This window comes from Herbaspirillum sp. Sphag64, from assembly GCF_014192645.1.
Classification (GTDB): Bacteria; Pseudomonadota; Gammaproteobacteria; order Burkholderiales; family Burkholderiaceae_D; genus Herbaspirillum.
In genome coordinates, this window is sequence record NZ_JACHYE010000010.1 from 50,703 (window position 1) to 66,821 (window position 16,119).

Annotated in this window: 19 protein-coding genes; 6 read left to right on the plus strand and 13 right to left on the minus strand. The window is 54.2% G+C overall.

The window, feature by feature from the left end; translation table 11 throughout:
- Positions 1-11: 11 nt before the first annotated feature.
- From FHW66_RS15425 to FHW66_RS15435, 3 genes are read right to left on the minus strand one after another with little or no spacing between them, the layout of a single operon-like run.
- Positions 12-599, minus strand: coding sequence for an NADPH-dependent F420 reductase (locus FHW66_RS15425; protein WP_183380708.1), 588 nt, complete (start codon positions 597-599; stop codon positions 12-14).
- 38 nt (positions 600-637) lie between these two features.
- Positions 638-1,246: an FMN-dependent NADH-azoreductase gene (locus FHW66_RS15430; protein WP_183380709.1), complete on the minus strand. Its 609-nt coding sequence runs from the start codon at positions 1,244-1,246 to the stop codon at positions 638-640.
- Positions 1,247-1,299: 53 nt separating this feature from the next.
- On the minus strand, positions 1,300-1,875 hold the full coding sequence (locus FHW66_RS15435) for a YceI family protein (RefSeq protein WP_183380710.1): 576 nt from the start codon (positions 1,873-1,875) through the stop codon (positions 1,300-1,302).
- Between the two features lie 209 nt (positions 1,876-2,084).
- Here FHW66_RS15435 and FHW66_RS15440 point away from each other — a divergent pair, with 209 nt between their 5' ends.
- Positions 2,085-2,978: a LysR family transcriptional regulator gene (locus FHW66_RS15440; protein ID WP_370543479.1), complete on the plus strand. Its 894-nt coding sequence runs from the start codon at positions 2,085-2,087 to the stop codon at positions 2,976-2,978.
- Here FHW66_RS15440 and FHW66_RS15445 read toward each other — a convergent pair.
- From FHW66_RS15445 to FHW66_RS15460, 4 genes are all read right to left on the minus strand, one after another.
- Positions 2,975-3,724, minus strand: coding sequence for an SDR family NAD(P)-dependent oxidoreductase (locus tag FHW66_RS15445; RefSeq protein WP_183380712.1), 750 nt, complete (start codon positions 3,722-3,724; stop codon positions 2,975-2,977). The genes FHW66_RS15440 and FHW66_RS15445 overlap by 4 nt on opposite strands.
- Positions 3,725-3,828: 104 nt before the next feature.
- Positions 3,829-4,575: an SDR family NAD(P)-dependent oxidoreductase gene (locus tag FHW66_RS15450; RefSeq protein WP_183380713.1), complete on the minus strand. Its 747-nt coding sequence runs from the start codon at positions 4,573-4,575 to the stop codon at positions 3,829-3,831.
- 22 nt (positions 4,576-4,597) lie between these two features.
- Positions 4,598-5,575 (minus strand): aldo/keto reductase, encoded by a 978-nt coding sequence (locus tag FHW66_RS15455; protein ID WP_183380714.1) that lies wholly within the window; start codon positions 5,573-5,575, stop codon positions 4,598-4,600.
- Positions 5,576-5,754: 179 nt separating this feature from the next.
- A complete protein-coding gene (locus tag FHW66_RS15460) occupies positions 5,755-6,171 on the minus strand; it encodes a VOC family protein (protein WP_183380812.1) in 417 nt (138 codons plus the stop codon).
- A gap of 157 nt (positions 6,172-6,328) precedes the next feature.
- On the opposite strand from FHW66_RS15460, the gene FHW66_RS15465 reads away from it, so the two are divergent.
- Positions 6,329-7,201: a LysR family transcriptional regulator gene (locus tag FHW66_RS15465; protein ID WP_183380715.1), complete on the plus strand. Its 873-nt coding sequence runs from the start codon at positions 6,329-6,331 to the stop codon at positions 7,199-7,201.
- 130 nt (positions 7,202-7,331) lie between these two features.
- On the opposite strand, the gene FHW66_RS15470 is transcribed toward FHW66_RS15465, so the two are convergent.
- Positions 7,332-8,186 (minus strand): hypothetical protein, encoded by an 855-nt coding sequence (locus FHW66_RS15470; RefSeq protein WP_183380716.1) that lies wholly within the window; start codon positions 8,184-8,186, stop codon positions 7,332-7,334.
- 347 nt (positions 8,187-8,533) lie between these two features.
- Between FHW66_RS15470 and FHW66_RS15475 the strand changes: the two genes are divergently transcribed.
- The gene (locus FHW66_RS15475) at positions 8,534-9,298 is read left to right on the plus strand and encodes an SDR family NAD(P)-dependent oxidoreductase (protein WP_183380813.1); all 765 of its coding nucleotides are present in this window, start codon (positions 8,534-8,536) and stop codon (positions 9,296-9,298) included.
- A 227-nt stretch (positions 9,299-9,525) separates the two neighbouring features.
- Here the strand turns inward: FHW66_RS15475 and FHW66_RS15480 are convergent, their stop codons facing one another.
- Positions 9,526-9,933, minus strand: a complete 408-nt coding sequence (locus FHW66_RS15480; RefSeq protein ID WP_183380717.1) for a DUF4267 domain-containing protein — start codon at positions 9,931-9,933, stop codon at positions 9,526-9,528.
- Positions 9,934-10,019: 86 nt separating this feature from the next.
- Positions 10,020-10,445 (minus strand): ester cyclase, encoded by a 426-nt coding sequence (locus tag FHW66_RS15485; RefSeq protein WP_183380718.1) that lies wholly within the window; start codon positions 10,443-10,445, stop codon positions 10,020-10,022.
- 299 nt (positions 10,446-10,744) lie between these two features.
- On the opposite strand from FHW66_RS15485, the gene FHW66_RS15490 reads away from it, so the two are divergent.
- On the plus strand, positions 10,745-11,377 hold the full coding sequence (locus tag FHW66_RS15490) for a TetR/AcrR family transcriptional regulator (protein WP_183380719.1): 633 nt from the start codon (positions 10,745-10,747) through the stop codon (positions 11,375-11,377).
- 29 nt (positions 11,378-11,406) lie between these two features.
- Here FHW66_RS15490 and FHW66_RS15495 read toward each other — a convergent pair whose 3' ends face one another.
- Entirely contained in the window at positions 11,407-11,850 is a 444-nt protein-coding gene (locus FHW66_RS15495; protein ID WP_183380720.1) for a hypothetical protein, read from the minus strand.
- 95 nt (positions 11,851-11,945) lie between these two features.
- Entirely contained in the window at positions 11,946-12,839 is an 894-nt protein-coding gene (locus tag FHW66_RS15500) for a LysR family transcriptional regulator (protein WP_183380721.1), read from the minus strand.
- 137 nt (positions 12,840-12,976) lie between these two features.
- Between FHW66_RS15500 and FHW66_RS21240 the strand changes: the two genes are divergently transcribed.
- The gene (locus FHW66_RS21240) at positions 12,977-14,965 is read left to right on the plus strand and encodes a zinc-binding dehydrogenase (RefSeq protein ID WP_183380722.1); all 1,989 of its coding nucleotides are present in this window, start codon (positions 12,977-12,979) and stop codon (positions 14,963-14,965) included.
- Positions 14,966-15,187: 222 nt separating this feature from the next.
- Positions 15,188-15,550: a 5-carboxymethyl-2-hydroxymuconate Delta-isomerase gene (locus FHW66_RS15510; protein ID WP_183380723.1), complete on the plus strand. Its 363-nt coding sequence runs from the start codon at positions 15,188-15,190 to the stop codon at positions 15,548-15,550.
- Between the two features lie 145 nt (positions 15,551-15,695).
- On the opposite strand, the gene FHW66_RS15515 is transcribed toward FHW66_RS15510, so the two are convergent.
- Positions 15,696-16,088 (minus strand): thioesterase family protein, encoded by a 393-nt coding sequence (locus tag FHW66_RS15515; RefSeq protein ID WP_183380724.1) that lies wholly within the window; start codon positions 16,086-16,088, stop codon positions 15,696-15,698.
- Positions 16,089-16,119: the final 31 nt, after the last annotated feature.

Consider the following 16,119-nt stretch of genomic DNA (forward strand, 5'->3'; position numbering starts at 1 on the left):
GTCTTATGACATCAGGACAGTTTGATCAGATTCTGCAGAATCAGTGGTGCACCCATACCCAGCAATGCCCCTCCTTCAGTAATCTTGCCCAGGTTGATTGGCGCAAAGCCAAGGTCACTGACCAGTTTGGCTGCCGATGCGGAAGCTACTTCGTCATTACTGGCAACAAACATGACACGCCGGCCACCGTCCTGAGCCGGATCTTTTGCCAGGAGCTTGGCAGGAAGCTGGTTGAAGGTCTTCACGATGCTCGCACCGGGAAATGCCCGGGCGACCACCTCAGTGGAGGCCAGACCTTGCAACTCTTCTGGTGATACACCATACGTATTCATGGCATCAATGATGATTTTGCCATTCCAATCGGGCGCAGCCTGGGCAACGAGGGAATGCGCCCGAAACGGTACTGCCAGGATGATGATATTTGCTCGCAAGGCATCTATCAACGACATGGGCGTCACCAATGCGCCCAACTCACTTGCCAGCGGGGCAATGGATTCAGGCCCGCGGGTATTGGCGATTCCAACCGGGATTTGACTACGTGCAAACTGGGCTGCCAGTGCAGCGCCCACGTTGCCAGAGCCGATGATGGCGTATGACATGGAGATTCCTTTCAATCGATGGCTATTGAGATGGCCGCTTACGCAGACAAGGCGGAAATTTCAGTCAATGCACGCGTTATCGCGGCTTCCTTGGCCTCTGGACTCAATGCCAGACCTTCGGCTCTGATGACGGTCACATCGGAAATACCCAGGAATGCCAGAAGGCCGAGCAGATAACTTTCCTGATGTTCCAATGCTGCGGCTGGACTACCTGCCGAGTAAATACCGCCGCGCGACGATGCAATGTAGGCTTTCTTGTTTTTCAGCAGCCCTTCAGGACCGGTTGCCGTGTATTGGAACGTCTTGCCGGCAACCGCAATACGATCAATCCAGGCCTTCAATGGCGTAGGAATGGACAAGTTGTACATCGGCGCGCCGATGACCAGAATGTCCGCCGCAAACAATTCTTCGAGATAAAGATTGCCCTTGACGAGATCCGCCGCAACCTCCGCATCGCCGACCTCAGCGCCCTGAAATGCGGCGATGTGGCTGCCCGACAAGTGCAACGCAGGATCGGTAGCGAGGTCTCTGGAGGCGATGGTGAGTTCAGGATGCAGACTCTTTTGGCGGGCAACGATCTGGGCGGACAATTGGCGGCTGGCGGAGTAGTCGCCAAGAATGCTGGAATCGAGATGAAGTAATTTCATGATGGCTTTCTAAGATAATGTTGGCAGCCCGCAGGCTGCGAAAAATACGGACTTTATTGCTGCACTGCTTCGACCTGGATGAGCAGCTTGACGCTGTTGGGAATGCCGTACTGAATACCCCAGCTCATGCCCCATTGGTCGCGCGCAATCGTCGTCTCGAAATCGCCGCCACAGACCTCATGCTTGAGAACCGGACTCATATAACAATTGAAATTAGTGGCCGTCAGCACGACCGGATTGGTCTTGCCAAGCAAGGTCAGTTGGCCGGTGACCTTGGTCACTTTTTCGCCATTGAAGCTGAAGTTGTCAGCCACAAATCTGGCGGTTGGAAAGACCGCTGAATTGAAGAAATTGTCACTTTGCAGATGTTTGTCAAAGGCTGCAGTACCGGTATTGATTGAGCCTGTATCGAGGGTCAGGTCGACCTTCGCAGTTTTTGCAGCTTTATCGAGTTGCACGGAACCGGTTTTCTTGTCGAATCGTCCACGGTTAGTGGAAGTGCCAAAGTGCTGGACTTCGAATGTCACAAAGGTATGGGCGGGATCGATCACATAGGTCGACACCTCCGCGTGCGCCGCGTGCGCAAAAGCGGTGGATGCGATGAGCGTGGCAATAAGTGTTGCGCGCATGAAAACTCCTGAAAAATTGAGAAAAAGAGGGAACTTGAAACTGACTCATACCAGCCTCGGCAATGAGCTGATCCTGTCTTCATTTCGTATCCCGCATGCAGTGGTGTGCATGGGGATGAATGATGAGTGCTCTCTGTATATCTGAGAAGATGGTATATTGAGAACTGATGTATCTCTTTTTGAGATGGAGTGCGACCATGCTAGATGGTGTGTCTTTGGATCAACTCAGAACCTTCGTCACCGCAGTTGATGAGGGTAGTTTTTCTGCCGCCGGCAGAAAGCTCAACCGCGTTCAGTCCGCAGTCAGTGGCTGGATCGGGGACCTTGAAGCACAACTTGGCGTGGTCCTGTTTGACCGTTCCGGCCGCTTCCCCAAACTCACATCAGAGGGCATCTTGCTGCTGGCCGATGCACGCAATATCGTCTCTGGAATCGATACCCTGAAAGCGCGGGCCAAGTTGATGTCATCCGGTCTGGAGGCGGAGCTTTCGGTGGTGGTCGATGTCTTCTTTCCGACCACCGTCATCAGCGCTGCTGCCAAAGAATTTGCAACGCGATTTCCCCTGACACCGCTGAGAATATTTGTGGAAGGCCTGGGTGCCGCCTATCAGCCGGTATTGGACGGCAGGTGCAGTTTAGGAATTCTCGCCTCGCTACCGATCAGCTTCCCGGGGCTAGTCAGTCAGCGACTGGGGGCAGTGACATTGGTGATGGTTGCCGCACCAGATCATCCTTTGGCAATGGTGCGCCAGCGGATTCCACCACACGAGCTGAGAAATCACGTGCAGCTGGTACTGACGGACCGCTCCGAATTGATGGCAGGACGTGACTATGGCGTCATGTCTGCGTCGACATGGCGGCTGGCAGATCTGTCGACGAAATATGCTTTCCTGAAAGATGGGCTAGGCTGGGGCAGCATGCCTTTGCACATGGTCGAGACAGATATTGCGGCCGGCACACTGGTCCTACTGGACGTCGATGACATGCCCTCTACCGGTCATGCCTTGCCGATGTCGGCCTGTCACCTCGCCTCATCGCCGCCCGGCCCAGCTGGCAGATGGCTGATGGATTATCTGTATGAATGGATTGAAAGAATCCGTTAATAAAGCCCATATCCACCGTTGACCTCAATCGTTTCCCCGGTCAGGAAGGATGCCTGATCTGATGCCAGGTAAATTGCCGCATTGGCGACATCTTCCGCGGTGCCTTCGCGACGCAGCGGCGTCATTTTGATGGCAGCGTTGCGATTGTCGAGCGTGTTGAAATTGTCCTGAAATCTGGTCGCAATCAGACCCGGTGCAATCCCGTTGACACGGATTCCCAGCGGACCAACTTCTTTGGCAAGGCCTCGCGTGAATGTAATCAGTGCACCTTTGGAGGCGCCATAATGTGTTGCTTCTGCACCGCCACCATTGTGGCCAGCAAGGGAGCTGATCAAGATGATGTTACCGCGCTGACGTGGTTCCATACGGCGCAGCGCCGCACGACAAGACAAGAAGGTGCTGGTCAGATTGACTGACATGACCTCGTTCCACAACGATAGCGGCATATCGACAATACGACTTTTTTGAACCAGCCCGCCCGTATTGCAGATCAAGACATCAATCGCGCCAAACGTAGATTCAGCCTCCTGTATCAGGTGCTCGGCTTGTTCCTCAATCGTCAGATCCGCCTTGATGGCCAAGGCTTGTCGATCATATTGGCGAATGCGCTCCAGCGTCGGTTCCGGATTGCTCGATAAATAAGAGAACGCCACGTTGGCACCTTGTTGCGCACATGCCACGGCAATCGCCTGACCGATGCCCGATGCACCACCAGCAATCAAAACGACCTTGTTCCGTAAATGCATTGTGCAGTTCTCCACGTGGATAAATGATGATAGGCGTCAAATTGACAGGCCACTAAGTCAGTTCACTAAGTAAAGCCATTAAGTAAAACCATTAAGTAAAACGATTAGTCGCGCTTGATCGCCAACGGTGAAAACCCCTGGCAGGTAGGCATCACTTCGATGTGATTGACATTGATATGCGGTGGCAGAACCGCGAGCCAATAAGCCATCTCAGCGATATCCTCCGCGCTCAATGACTGCGTGCGCTCATAGACTTTGGCCGCTGCCGTATCGTCGCCCTTGTATCGCACGTTGGAGAATTCTGTACCGCTACTCATGCCCGGCGCGATATTGGTCGCACGGACGCCAGTGCCGATCAGATCGGCGCGTAAATTGAGGGTAAATTGCTCAACAAAGGCCTTGGTCGCGCCATACACGTTACTGCCCGGGCTCGGGAAGTGACCCGCTACCGAGCCGATATTGATCACCAGACCGCTGCCACGGCTGACCATGGCCGGCAGCACAGCATGGGTCATGGCAACCAGTCCGGTGCAATTGGTTGCAATCATGGTTTCCCAGTCGGCCAAAGACGATTGCTGTGCAACCGTTGTGCCCAGTGCGAGACCCGCATTGTTGATCAACACATCAATCTCTTGCCATGGCGCGGGCAATGTCGCCAGCGTAGTCGCAATCGATGCGCTGTCACTGACGTCGAGCACCAGCGGAAGTGCCTGATCGCCAAGCGCATTGGCAAGCTCATGCAATCGGTCAGCACGGCGCGCACTGATGATGACCTTGTGACCACGCTGTACAAAAAGCCGTGCCATGGCAGCGCCGAATCCCGCGCTCGCACCGGTGATAAAAATAATCATGGAATGGGTGTCTCAGCAGAGCTTAGTAAGGCCCACGAATGGCGCCGTGGATGCGCTCCCGGTACAAACTTGCCAAGGCTTGATGTATCTCTTGTGGTAACGGCGGCAGTTGCGACGCAGTGACATTTGCTGCCACTTGCGCAGGTGAACTGGCACCGGGAATGATGACCGACACGGCGTCATGGTCAAGAATCCAGCGCAAGGCCATTTGTGCCATGGTCATATTGGCGGGGACATGGTGCGCAATGTCTTCAGCCAGACTGACACCGGTCTCGAATTCGATTCCGGCGAAGGTCTCGCCGACATTAAATTGCTGTCCATCGCGATTGAAGTGACGATGGTCACCCGAACGGAATACCGTGTCGCGCGTCATCTTGCCACTCAAGAGACCGCTCGCCAGCGGCAGCCGGACGATAATACCGACGCCTTTTTCCTGCGCCCGCGCTAGCAGTTGTTCCAGTGGTTTTTGCCGGAAGATATTGAAGATGATCTGCAAGGAGGTCAGCCCCGGCTGCTCCAGGCAGAGCAAGCCTTCTTCGACCGTTTCCACGCTGGCGCCAAAGCGGGCAATCAAGCCGTCATCACGCAACTCACGCAGCCAGTCGAAGACTTTGCCATCCCGCAAAACGGCCGGTGGAATGCAGTGCAACTGCGTCAAATCCAGTGCCCTCACGCCCAGTCGTTCTAGAGAACGCTGGGTTGCCGTGCGGATTGTGTCGCGGGTGTAATGGTCAGGATAGATTGCACCACGTCCCAGTTTAGTTGCGACGCTGACATCGGCATGCCGGTTCAGAAACTCACCGATGGATTGCTCACTCGCACCATCGCCGTAGACATCCGCCGTATCGAAAAAACGTACACCGGATTGATAGGCCGCTTCGAGAATTTGCTGCGCGATAGTGTTATCCCAGTCATTGCCCCAACCACCTCCCAATTGCCAGCAACCCAAACCGATTTCAGGAATGGTTAATCCAGTGCTACCTAGTTTGCGCGCTTGCATGTCTTATCCGTTAGCTGGTGAGGTACTTCTATGGGCGATCCGTGCGGAGTGGATCATAGCGACCAGCAACGCGAAAATCCAATGACTATTTGTGAGCTGACAATACCTACTTTGATATCAATGCCGGTAACAGTGATGGATTACCATCTGGGATCGATATCCTGTGCCAGCATTGAAGCTTATGTTGCGTACACGCCGAGAAGATCGGTAAAGCCCTTGATCTCAATAGGGTTACCAAACGGATCCTGGAAGAACATGGTCGCCTGTTCACCCGGTTCCCCAGCGAAGCGGATCGTCGGCGACAGGATGAAACGGAATCCTTCCTTGTTCGACAAGGTATCAGCCAGGCGGCGCCAGTCATCCATCTGCAGGATGACGCCAAGATGCGGCATCGGCACCATGTGTTCGCCCACTTTGCCGGTATTGGTGACAGTGAACGGTTCGCCCAGATGTAGCGAAAGCTGATGTCCGAAAAAATCAATATCAACCCACGTGTCGGTACTTCGCCCTTCCTTGCATCCTAGCAAATTGCAGTAAAAGTCACGCGCAATGTTCAAGTCGCGAACATGATAAGCAAGGTGAAAAATCGATTTCATCATCTATCTCCAGAAGCGCAATCAGCCGAGAGACCACAGCAGGCAAGGTGCTGCGATTCCCGTATTAATGGGTGTCAAACATTCTCTAGCAAGAGAGTAGCCTGATCTCCCGTAAGCGAATAGCATATTGTTTTATCTGCCATCGTAAGAATTATTTATGGATGTCCGCTACCTACAGAGTCTCATCAGCGTCGTCGACTGCGGATCGATTGCCGAGGCCGCACGCCACGAAGGTTTAACCGCTGCTGCAGTCAGTCAGCGTGTCCAGGCACTGGAGCGACGCTTTGGCTTTGCACTACTTTCCCGTGTCGGTAGTGCTGCCAAGCCAACCAATGAATGTATCGACATGTTGCCCAGGGCCCGCCGGATTGTGCGCGAAGTTGCTCTGCTGGCCGGCGATGCCGACAAAGTCGGACTGACCGGCACGTTACGCATTGGTGCCATCTCTACCGTGTTGACAGGCATGTTGCCGTCCGCGCTGATGTCATTAGCCCAGCGCGGGCCCAACATCCGGCCTGTCATCGTACCGGGCACCTCACGCGCCTTATATCAATCCCTCTTGACCGGAGAAATCGATGCCGCCATTCTGGTCGCGCCAGCCTTCGATATCCCCAAGACATTGAACAGCGTTTCGCTGAAGAGAGAAGAACTGGTCTTTCTGTCGCAAGCCAACCAGCGTGGAGAGGTCAATGCGGCGCTGGCGAGCCAGCCCTACATTCGCTACGACCCAATGGCATGGGGCGGCAGGCAGGCGCACTTGTATATCGAAGAGCAAGGCATTACACCGACCTTGCTCTGTGATCTGGATGCGCTGGAAACCATCGTCATGCTGGTGGAAAGCGGGATGGGTGTCAGTTTGGTGCCGCGCTGGAACGGGCTGGAGAAGCTGCTCAACCAGAGTATCGCCACACCGATTGCGGGATCGCGTTACGCGCGTGAAATTATTCTCCTGAGCAGTGCGCAGGCAGATCGACCAAACATGCTCGCTGCTTTACAAGAGGCATTGCAAGGCGCGCTGCTAGAGAATTAATCCACATGTCCCGCATCAGCGGGCCACGTTGCATGAATCAGGTCGCTGACTACACAGCAGCATCCATCGCTTCCACTTCGCTCAAGCACGCCACCTGCCACCGCGTCGCATAGGAGCGTCAACCACGACCTCACTTGTTTGCTCTTTGCTTGCTCACGATCTCAATCGCCTTATCAAGACTATCGAGGTAATCATCCCGCATCTTTTTAGCAAGTTCAGGCCACTGATCCTCCGGCACACTCATTGCCGGGCTGGTAGCGTTGGCATCATTGGCACCGGCCGTGATCGCACCCATGCCGTGCAGATTGATCCAGCGGTGGTCGTAGTGGTAGGGCGTGGTTTCATCCCATTGCACAACGCGATGGATGATGTCCCTGAGTTTGTCGAGATCATTGAACTCTTCCCGACGGAGATCAACAGGAATCTGCGCCACCAGAACCGGAATGGCAGATTTGGCACTTTCATCCGCACATCGCGCCGCATCAAAATTGCCTCGTAGACGTGCCGCATTGAACCAGAAGTAAGCATCCTCTGATTTACCCTGTTTGTACAAAAGGCGCGCCAGAACAAACAGCACCGGCGGCGCATAGTTACCTGAATTCTTTTCGATGGTAACGATCAGTTCATCATTTTCACGGCCGCGAATAGTTTGCAGCTGACGAATGGTCTCGGCAGCCAGACGCGTATCGATGGTTGCATATTCCCCTTTGGGTGCGACCTCGACATTGACGGTATTCCCGTTAGCCTGCGTTGCCGTCTGCTTGCCATTGCCTGCTGCCGAGCAAGGAAAGCTGGCGCTCAATGCCGTATTGACGCGAGATTCGTCCACCTTGCCATCCCATTCCGGATGCGCAGCGACGTAGCTGGTGATGACATTGGCAGCAGGGCCCAGTTTCATCCCCGGTGGAAGGCAATAGGCCTTACCGTTATTGCTGGCAATGACGTTGGCAAGCCAGGCAATTTCTTCCGAGTCAGACATTGCCATGGCACTCGACGAGTACAGCAATGTGGAAAGTAAAAGTGATAAGGCAGTTGCTGGTAAGAAGTTTGATCTTGTTTGCTGGCCCATATGAGTTTCTTATTGAGACATATCAGTCTTTATTAATGAATCAATTCTATAACAGCATGCAAATTTAACCGTCTAGTTAGTTTGGCGTTAGCAGCCTAGACTCAGGGCCTGGGATAAGTGCTGGCTGAATTCTTCTGAATGTATTCACAAGACGAACGGCACGGACCATTCAACTTTAATCCCCGTAACTTGAAAGTTCGCCGTCGGCAAGGCGCTTGGCCCGGACGTGGTACCGAACATTGACCAAAATTGGAATGAACATGATGAAGCAAATTTTTGAAAACCAGGTAGCACTTGTTACCGGTGCGGCGTCCGGTATCGGCTTGGCTACCGCGCAAGCGTTCGCAAGGGCTGGTGCATCAGTCGCCTTGGCCGACGTGAACGGCCTTGGCGCACGTGCTGCAGCACAAGCACTGGTCGATGGTGGCTACCAGGCAATTGGCATCGAATGCAATGTCGCAGAGATGGAGCAGGTAGAGGCGATGGTAGCCACGATCGTGTCTACATTTGGGCGTCTCGATATGGCCTTTAACAATGCAGGTGTGCAAAACGTCCTCGCGGAAACAGCAGACGCGACGGTGGACGACTTTGACCGGGTAACGTCCGTCAATCTTCGTGGGGTGTGGGCCTGTATGAAATTTGAGCTGCAGCAAATGCGTAAGCAAGGCAACGGCGCCATCGTCAATTGTTCTTCACTTGGTGGCCTGGTTGGCGGTGCGGAACGCGGCACTTACCACTCAGCCAAGCACGGCGTACTTGGCCTGACCAAAAGCGCAGCGCTCGAATACGCCGCCCGCAATATTCGTGTCAACGCCGTCTGCCCAGGACTGATCTGGACACCAATGGCAGATCAAATGGTGGCGTCAGGTCAGGGTGAGGCATTGGCAGGAATGACCAAGATGATTCCAATGGCGCGTCATGGTCGTCCCGAAGAAATTGCAGACGTCGTTTTATGGCTGTGCAGCACATCGTCGAGTTATGTTACCGGGCAGTCTATCTCGGTGGATGGCGGTTTCATTATGCGTTAATGCCACTGAAATTTTTGATACTGAAAAGCCGCTCCAAAAATGAGGCGGCTTTTCTTTTGTTGCAGTTCATTATGTGTATGTAAAAACGCAGCACTTTAATCCGCGCGTACCTGCCAGCGCAGATGCATTGCCTGATTGACCGTAGCCACCCGGCACTGAGTACGTCAATTTGCTGTGTAACTGGCCGGGTAGAATCCGATGCAACACAAAATATCGTTCTCTTTGCGCTACGCTTTGTTTCCCCGATGAAGCAAGATCGCGATGATCGCCATATACGTCGCTGTTCCCCAATGGATAAAGATGGGAGGCGCAAAGCCGAGCTGCCTCAAAATCACAAATCCGTCACCAATGGCGATGAACATCGAGATGGAGTAAATGATGGCGATGGTCCGCCGGTCTCCTCTAAAGAGCAGGACCAGGACCGCAACGCCCGCAAAAATGTCGCGTATGCCTTTGATCCACATGAAGGGAAAAGCGGACGGATCGGTCATCGGTATGCCGAACCCAGCAGATGCTCCTACCGGGTTGACGATGAAGTTGATGCCCAGTCCGATAATTGCCGCTGGTATCAAAAAAGTGAACCAAAACAGCGGCATATTCCACTTCAACAGCGAACGATTCAATTCTGCGTTCATGTTTATTTTTCCTTTTGTGAGTTATCAGAAATCACCAGGAAACCATCATTCCTGGCATCACTATTAAGGCCCTCGAAACGCGTGCGTTAAGACGGCTGTTTCGGTGGCGGTACTGCGCCGATCTGAATGAAGACGTCAAGCGAGTTCAGTTCATCCCAATGTTCCACGAAGCGGCCATTCTCGACCCGCCAGATGTCGATCGAGCGCATCGAAAAGGCGCGGCCTGTAGCGGGGTAGCCCAGCAGGTTTCCTGTGTGGGTGCCCTCGTAACGGTAACGGCCAACCACGCGCGAGCCATCCGCCGAAACGAAGATGTCTTCTGCCGTTACCTTGAGATCCGGTACCCCCGCGATGATGGCGCCGAGTACCTTCTTTGAGCCCTCCAGGCCAGGTTCGGCGAAGGCGTTGTGGTTCACATAATGGGGCGCTTTGATCTCGTCGAGGCGAGACAGATCGTGGCTCGACATGATTTCGGCGAAGAGGTAGCCGAGCTTGGTGAAATCGGTTGACATGGAATTCTCCTGGTATGGGCGAGGCCGAGTTGCCTCGCAATGTTCAAATACTAAACACTGTTCAGAAATATGTAAACAGTTTAATTTAATTTTATTTGTTCATATAAGTTGTTAAATTGCAACCGTTTTGGTATCTGAGCGATTGCCCTTCAGTTACAATCCACGCCGGCGGTGTTGGAATAAAGTGGTATGCCTGCGCTGTTTTTGGCTGGGGTGTCCGCCGTATTGAACTTGGTGTACCCGGTACTTCAGCTACCGGTTTGTTGCGTAAACACTGCGCCGAACGACTTGGGGGAATAATGGGAATTCAAGAGCGCCGCGAGCGCGAGCGCGCTGCGGTTCGCCAGCAAATTATCGACGCTGCCGAAAAGATCGCCGCCGAGAAGGGCTGGGACGCTGTCACAATCCGCGCGGTTGCCGGAACAATTGAGTACAGTCCAGCGCTCATCTACGAATATTTTGCGAACAAGGATGAAATACTGCTCGCGCTGATGCGTCAGGGCTTTGCACGTCTGCATGCCGAGCTTGAAAAAGTTGTTGCTGCAGCGCAGACGCCCGCAGCCGCCGTCGAGAGTATCGGGTTCGCTTACTGGGAGTTTGCACTCGCGAGCCCGACGCTCTACCAATTGATGCATGACCTGCGCGGTGTTCCTTTCGGAACCAATGAAACGCCACCGGAAGCCATTGCCTGTTTCGAGGATTTACATACGCCAATAGCGCGTCTGATGGCCGAAGCAGGCAACCACGAAGCCAGCGACAGTGAAGCGCAAACGGATTTGTATTGGGCGTATCTGCACGGCTTGGTGTCGCTGACCATGCACCAACGTGTTAAAGGTGGCCCGGAACGCGCTTCCAAGCTGGTTCGTCGGCTGACACATGACTTCATTCAAAGCTGCACTGAATCGCCAACGACATCGAAACGCCGCAAATAAACCGGACCATGTAAATTCGCGAGGAGTTGCTAAGGCCTGGAAAGAATCGCTTTCAGAAAGAGTTTCAGATCGCGCTCCAGATCCAGTCCAAAATCCTGCCTCGCGACTGCACGAAATACCTCTGGTTCCAGCAAAGGCTCGCTGGATTCTGCTGTTCGGATGGCGCTACCCACAGCGTCAAATTGAACAGCATAGGAATACTCAGGATTCGTCACCGGATCAGCGTTGCCTGAACTACGCCGAACACTGAAGCCAAGACGCAAGTACTCTGGCTTGTGCGCATCCTCGGTTGATTCGCTCACCCACCAACCCGCAGCCTCCAATTCATTGCGCAGGGCTGCAAGCGTCTTCCTCACTGTATCAATGGCTCGCGACGTGATGATGTCAAAATCCTCCAATGCCTGTCTGGCCTCGTCTTCGGCCGCTTGTTTTTCCAGCGCTAATTCACGTATTGCTTCGTTCAGGATTCCCATGATGCTTTCTCGGTTTTATTCACTGGAGAATGTTAGCCGATAAGTCGGCGAAATCTGGCTGCGCCAAGCGAGCGGGTGATCGCGAGCAATCGGCTTCATGTTGTCGTTATCCGCGACTTCAGAAAATCGATAAATAGCCGCGCCCGCGCTGGCAGCAGACGCGTGGCAGTGACTGCATGTACCTCCAGCGGCGCCATGCGCCATTCCGGCAGAACGCGCCGCAGCCGTCCCGCGGCCACATCATCGCGCGCCAGCTCAGTATGCATCACTGCAATACCCATCCCAAGCGAAGCCAATACGCGCGCCATACCGACGCTGTTGACGCAGAAGCGTGTCGGCACCTTGACCTCGACAGACTCCTCGCCGCGATAGAGCACTTTGATGTCATCCTGCTGCGAACTTGACGGTAGCGTACAAAATTCGTGGTGCGCCAAATCCTTGACATGCTTGATCGGCGGCGCTTTCTTCAGATAGTCGGGCGATGCATACAGATAGCGCGGCAGCGAGGCAATGGGCCGTGCGATCAGGTTGGCTGAAGCAGCCGGCAAGGGGCCAATGCGGATGGCCAGATCAAACGCTTCGGTTTGCATGTCGATGCGCCGCGGCGTCAAGTCCAGATCAAAATCGATCAGTGGATAAGCCACCGCAAAATCACGCAGGATGGGGCCTAGATGTCCGATCGCCAGATCGACCGGCATTGACACGCGCAGCGTACCAGTCGGCCGCTCGGCAACATCACGTAACGCTTCATGAGCGATCAAAGCCTCCGCGACGATACTTTGGCAGCGCAGAAAATACACCTCACCGGCATCGGTCAACTCAACCCGGCGCGTCGATCGGTTGAGCAGGCGCAGGCCGACGGCCTTCTCCAGGTTCGACACGTGGCGCGACAAGGTGGCGATCGGCATATCCAGCGACAGAGCAGCCGCACGGAAATTTTTCATCCTCGCGACTTCGACGAATTGCTGCATGTAGCTCAGCATTTCCATTTTATTTTGATCTCATGGTCATTTTTATTGATCCATTATTGATCCATTATTGAATCAATGATTTCAATTATACGTATTTATCCTGATTATGGATCAGCGTAGCATTCCCTTCAACCCAACCCTTGAAGGAAAAACACATGAACCAGCTCTTCACCCCTGTGCGCATCGGCCGCTACACCATGCGCAACCGTCTCGTGATGTCACCCATGACCCGTTCGCGCGCCGACGACGCCACCGGCGTACCTTCCGAATACACCGCGCTTTACTATGCCCAGCGCGCTGACGCAGGCTTGATCATCACCGAAGGTGCCTTCCCGTCGCCGCTGGGCAAAGGCTACGTGCGCACGCCGGGAATCCACGCCGACGCACAGGTCCAGGCCTGGAAAGCCGTCACGGAAGCAGTTCATGCCAAGGGCTCTCTGATCTTCCTGCAACTGATGCACACCGGGCGCATTTCGCATTCCAGCATGTTGCCCGGCAATGTTGTGCCGGTCGCCCCCTCGGCGATTCAACCCAAAGGCACGGTCTTCACTGCAAGCGGCCCGCAGGCACTGGAAATGCCCCGCGCCTTGGCCACCGACGAGATCGCCGGCGTCGTCGATGAGTTCAGAATCGCCACACGCCGTGCACTGGAAGCCGGCTTCGATGGTGTTGAGTTGCATGCCGCCTCGGGATATTTGCCTGAACAATTCCTGTCTTCCGAAACCAATACCCGCACCGATCGCTACGGCGGCTCGCTGGAAAATCGCGCGCGCTTCATCATGGAGGTAATAAACGCGATGATTGTCGAAGCTGGCAGCGACCGCGTGGGGATCAAGATTTCGCCCGAGATGCATTTCAACGATGTCAGCGATGCCGCGCCTCAGGAAACCTATTCCTACCTGGTGCAACAGCTTGCCCCGCTCAAGCTTGCGTATCTGCATCTCGCTGTGCAAGCCAAGGTTGAATTTGACTACGCCAGACTGCTGCGCGGGTTATTCAAGGGCGCCTTCCTGCAAGGTGGCGGCTTGACCAAAGCCAAAGCGGAGACACTGATCGGCGACAAGGACGCCGACGCGGCGGTATTTGGTTCCCTGTATCTTGCCAACCCCGACCTCGTGCAGCGCTTCCAGCTCGGGGCACCGCTCAACAAACCAGAGCGGGAAACCTTGTATTCTGCCGGGCCACAGGGCTACATCGACTATCCCACGCTCGACGTCACGGCCAATCGCGCAGTGCGCATTCATAGCTATGGCGGTGCTGGTGTTCCCCGATTGGAACTGGTTGCACGGCCGATAGCGGCACCCGGCGATGTGATCGTCAAGGTACATGCCGCCGGTATCAACGCGCTGGACTGGAAAATACGCGACGGACTGGTAAAAGACGCCTTTCCGCTTGCGCTGCCGGCAACACTGGGCATCGAGCTTGCCGGCGAGGTGGTCGAACTTGGCGAAGGCGTCACCGATCTTGCCATCGGCGACCGTGTCATGGGGCCGCTGGCCGGGCTGGGTGCCTATAGCGACCACGTTGCGGTCGCGGCAAGCAAGCTCGCCGTGATACCGCCTTCAATGGATGACATCCAGGCCGCCGCGATTCCCGTCGCCGCATTAACCGCATGGCAAGCCCTGTTTGATGCAGGCCAACTGCAACGAGGCCAGACCGTGTTAATTCATGGCGCAGCCGGTGGCGTGGGCAGTTTTGCAGTGCAGTTTGCACGCCAAGCAGGCGCGCGCGTGGTGGCCACCGCACAAGGTGTCAATGCAGGCTATGTCAGCGGACTTGGTGCTGATCTCGTGATCGATTACCGCGCAGACAATTTTTGGGAACACAGCGGCCAGGTTGACCTCGTGCTTGATCTGGTCGGTGGTGAGACCTTGGCAAGGTCATGGCAAGTTGTGGCCGAGGGCGGTCTGATCGTCAGCACTGCCGCGCCGGAAATCATGGGCCTGATCCCACATGGGAAGCGCGGGAAATGGTTCCAGATGCAACCCGATGCACAACGTCTGGCGCACATTGCGGCGATGGTTGCAGACGGACGCCTGCTGGTGCGCGTCTCGGAAGTGGCTGGGTTGGAAGATATCAACGATGCCATTGAGCGCAACAAGTCTGGGCATGGACCAGGGAAGACCGTCGTCAGACTCCAATAAACTTTGCTGATACTGTGCGTTTACATGGTGCTTCAGCCTTTGAACGCTCTGGCTCAGGCTGGCAAAACTGGCCAGCCTGAATCATTCGTTAGTCCGCATTGGTATTTCGCAAATTGGATTACCGGTAGATAATGCATGGCTGAAAACGATACGTTCAGATCGCTCTGCCAGATCAGGTCGTTGATTTTCTATTTCTGACTCATCTACCGAGGAAACTTGCTAATGCCCCATGTCACTCTGGAATATACGGACAACCTGATTTCACTGGATACCCGCAAGATATTGTTGAAACTCAATACCGCCTTGGCGGCATCAGGGCATTTTGAAGAAGAAGACATCAAAAGTCGTTCCATCAAATTAGACGACTATGTCGTTGGTACCAGTGCAGAACAGAAGACGCGAGGCTTCTTGAACGTCAGGCTGGCGATACTTTCTGGACGGACTGATAGTGTCAAAAAGCAGTTATCTGAAATCGCGATCGCAGAGGCCAGAGATTTTTGCCAAGGCTATCCTGGTATGCGTATCCAGCTGTCCGTTGAGGTAGTGGATATCGACCGAAGCGCCTACTCAAAACTTTTCTTTTAATTGCCGGTAAGGCGAAGTTTGTCGACCTTCGTCGAAAGCTGACATCAGCTGGCCGTCCTTCCTCGTTGAGTGTCGAAGCTATTCCTGTCTTTGCAAGCCGTAGTGGCTTGCAAAGACAGGGGGGAGCGCCAACAAAGGACGCGGCTTACTCTATTTTTGCTAACGCATCTGCGACGGCAGCCGGCACACACGGACGACCATTTTCGAAGCATGTTGCAACGAACGTCGCATCGGCATACGGCACCCCGTCAACTTTAATCTGCTGAAAAAAGTTCACGCGATTGCGTTTCTCATTCCTTTGCAGCTCGCAAGTCACCTCTACTTTATCCCCACGCTTTAAGCTTTTACGAAAGCGCAGAGAATATTCAAGCACCATATACATTTTGCCTTGCTTGAATTCTTCCTCGATATCTATTCCAAGTCCCTCCTTCATAAAAGCATGGCGAGTCCATTCCATGTAAAACGGATAATAGAGACCATCGACGACGTCTTGAAAATCGATATGAGCGGGATCTACTTCGAAGTGCTTTGTAAACATACATTCATCCTGATCTGGAAATTAAATTTAG

What these genes read in the sequence shown, in the direction of transcription:
- FHW66_RS15425 (WP_183380708.1), bottom strand. Translation starts at nt 599, where the DNA reads ATGTCATACGCCATCATCGGCTCTGGCAACGTGGGCGCTGCACTGGCA.
- FHW66_RS15430 (WP_183380709.1), bottom strand. Translation starts at nt 1,246, where the DNA reads ATGAAATTACTTCATCTCGATTCCAGCATTCTTGGCGACTACTCCGCC.
- FHW66_RS15435 (WP_183380710.1), bottom strand. Translation starts at nt 1,875, where the DNA reads ATGCGCGCAACACTTATTGCCACGCTCATCGCATCCACCGCTTTTGCG.
- FHW66_RS15445 (WP_183380712.1), bottom strand. Translation starts at nt 3,724, where the DNA reads ATGCATTTACGGAACAAGGTCGTTTTGATTGCTGGTGGTGCATCGGGC.
- FHW66_RS15450 (WP_183380713.1), bottom strand. Translation starts at nt 4,575, where the DNA reads ATGATTATTTTTATCACCGGTGCGAGCGCGGGATTCGGCGCTGCCATG.
- FHW66_RS15455 (WP_183380714.1), bottom strand. Translation starts at nt 5,575, where the DNA reads ATGCAAGCGCGCAAACTAGGTAGCACTGGATTAACCATTCCTGAAATC.
- FHW66_RS15460 (WP_183380812.1), bottom strand. Translation starts at nt 6,171, where the DNA reads ATGAAATCGATTTTTCACCTTGCTTATCATGTTCGCGACTTGAACATT.
- FHW66_RS15465 (WP_183380715.1), top strand. Translation starts at nt 6,329, where the DNA reads ATGGATGTCCGCTACCTACAGAGTCTCATCAGCGTCGTCGACTGCGGA.
- FHW66_RS15470 (WP_183380716.1), bottom strand. Translation starts at nt 8,186, where the DNA reads ATGGCAATGTCTGACTCGGAAGAAATTGCCTGGCTTGCCAACGTCATT.
- FHW66_RS15475 (WP_183380813.1), top strand. Translation starts at nt 8,534, where the DNA reads ATGAAGCAAATTTTTGAAAACCAGGTAGCACTTGTTACCGGTGCGGCG.
- FHW66_RS15480 (WP_183380717.1), bottom strand. Translation starts at nt 9,933, where the DNA reads ATGAACGCAGAATTGAATCGTTCGCTGTTGAAGTGGAATATGCCGCTG.
- FHW66_RS15485 (WP_183380718.1), bottom strand. Translation starts at nt 10,445, where the DNA reads ATGTCAACCGATTTCACCAAGCTCGGCTACCTCTTCGCCGAAATCATG.
- FHW66_RS15490 (WP_183380719.1), top strand. Translation starts at nt 10,745, where the DNA reads ATGGGAATTCAAGAGCGCCGCGAGCGCGAGCGCGCTGCGGTTCGCCAG.
- FHW66_RS15495 (WP_183380720.1), bottom strand. Translation starts at nt 11,850, where the DNA reads ATGGGAATCCTGAACGAAGCAATACGTGAATTAGCGCTGGAAAAACAA.
- FHW66_RS15500 (WP_183380721.1), bottom strand. Translation starts at nt 12,839, where the DNA reads ATGGAAATGCTGAGCTACATGCAGCAATTCGTCGAAGTCGCGAGGATG.
- FHW66_RS21240 (WP_183380722.1), top strand. Translation starts at nt 12,977, where the DNA reads ATGAACCAGCTCTTCACCCCTGTGCGCATCGGCCGCTACACCATGCGC.
- FHW66_RS15510 (WP_183380723.1), top strand. Translation starts at nt 15,188, where the DNA reads ATGCCCCATGTCACTCTGGAATATACGGACAACCTGATTTCACTGGAT.
- FHW66_RS15515 (WP_183380724.1), bottom strand. Translation starts at nt 16,088, where the DNA reads ATGTTTACAAAGCACTTCGAAGTAGATCCCGCTCATATCGATTTTCAA.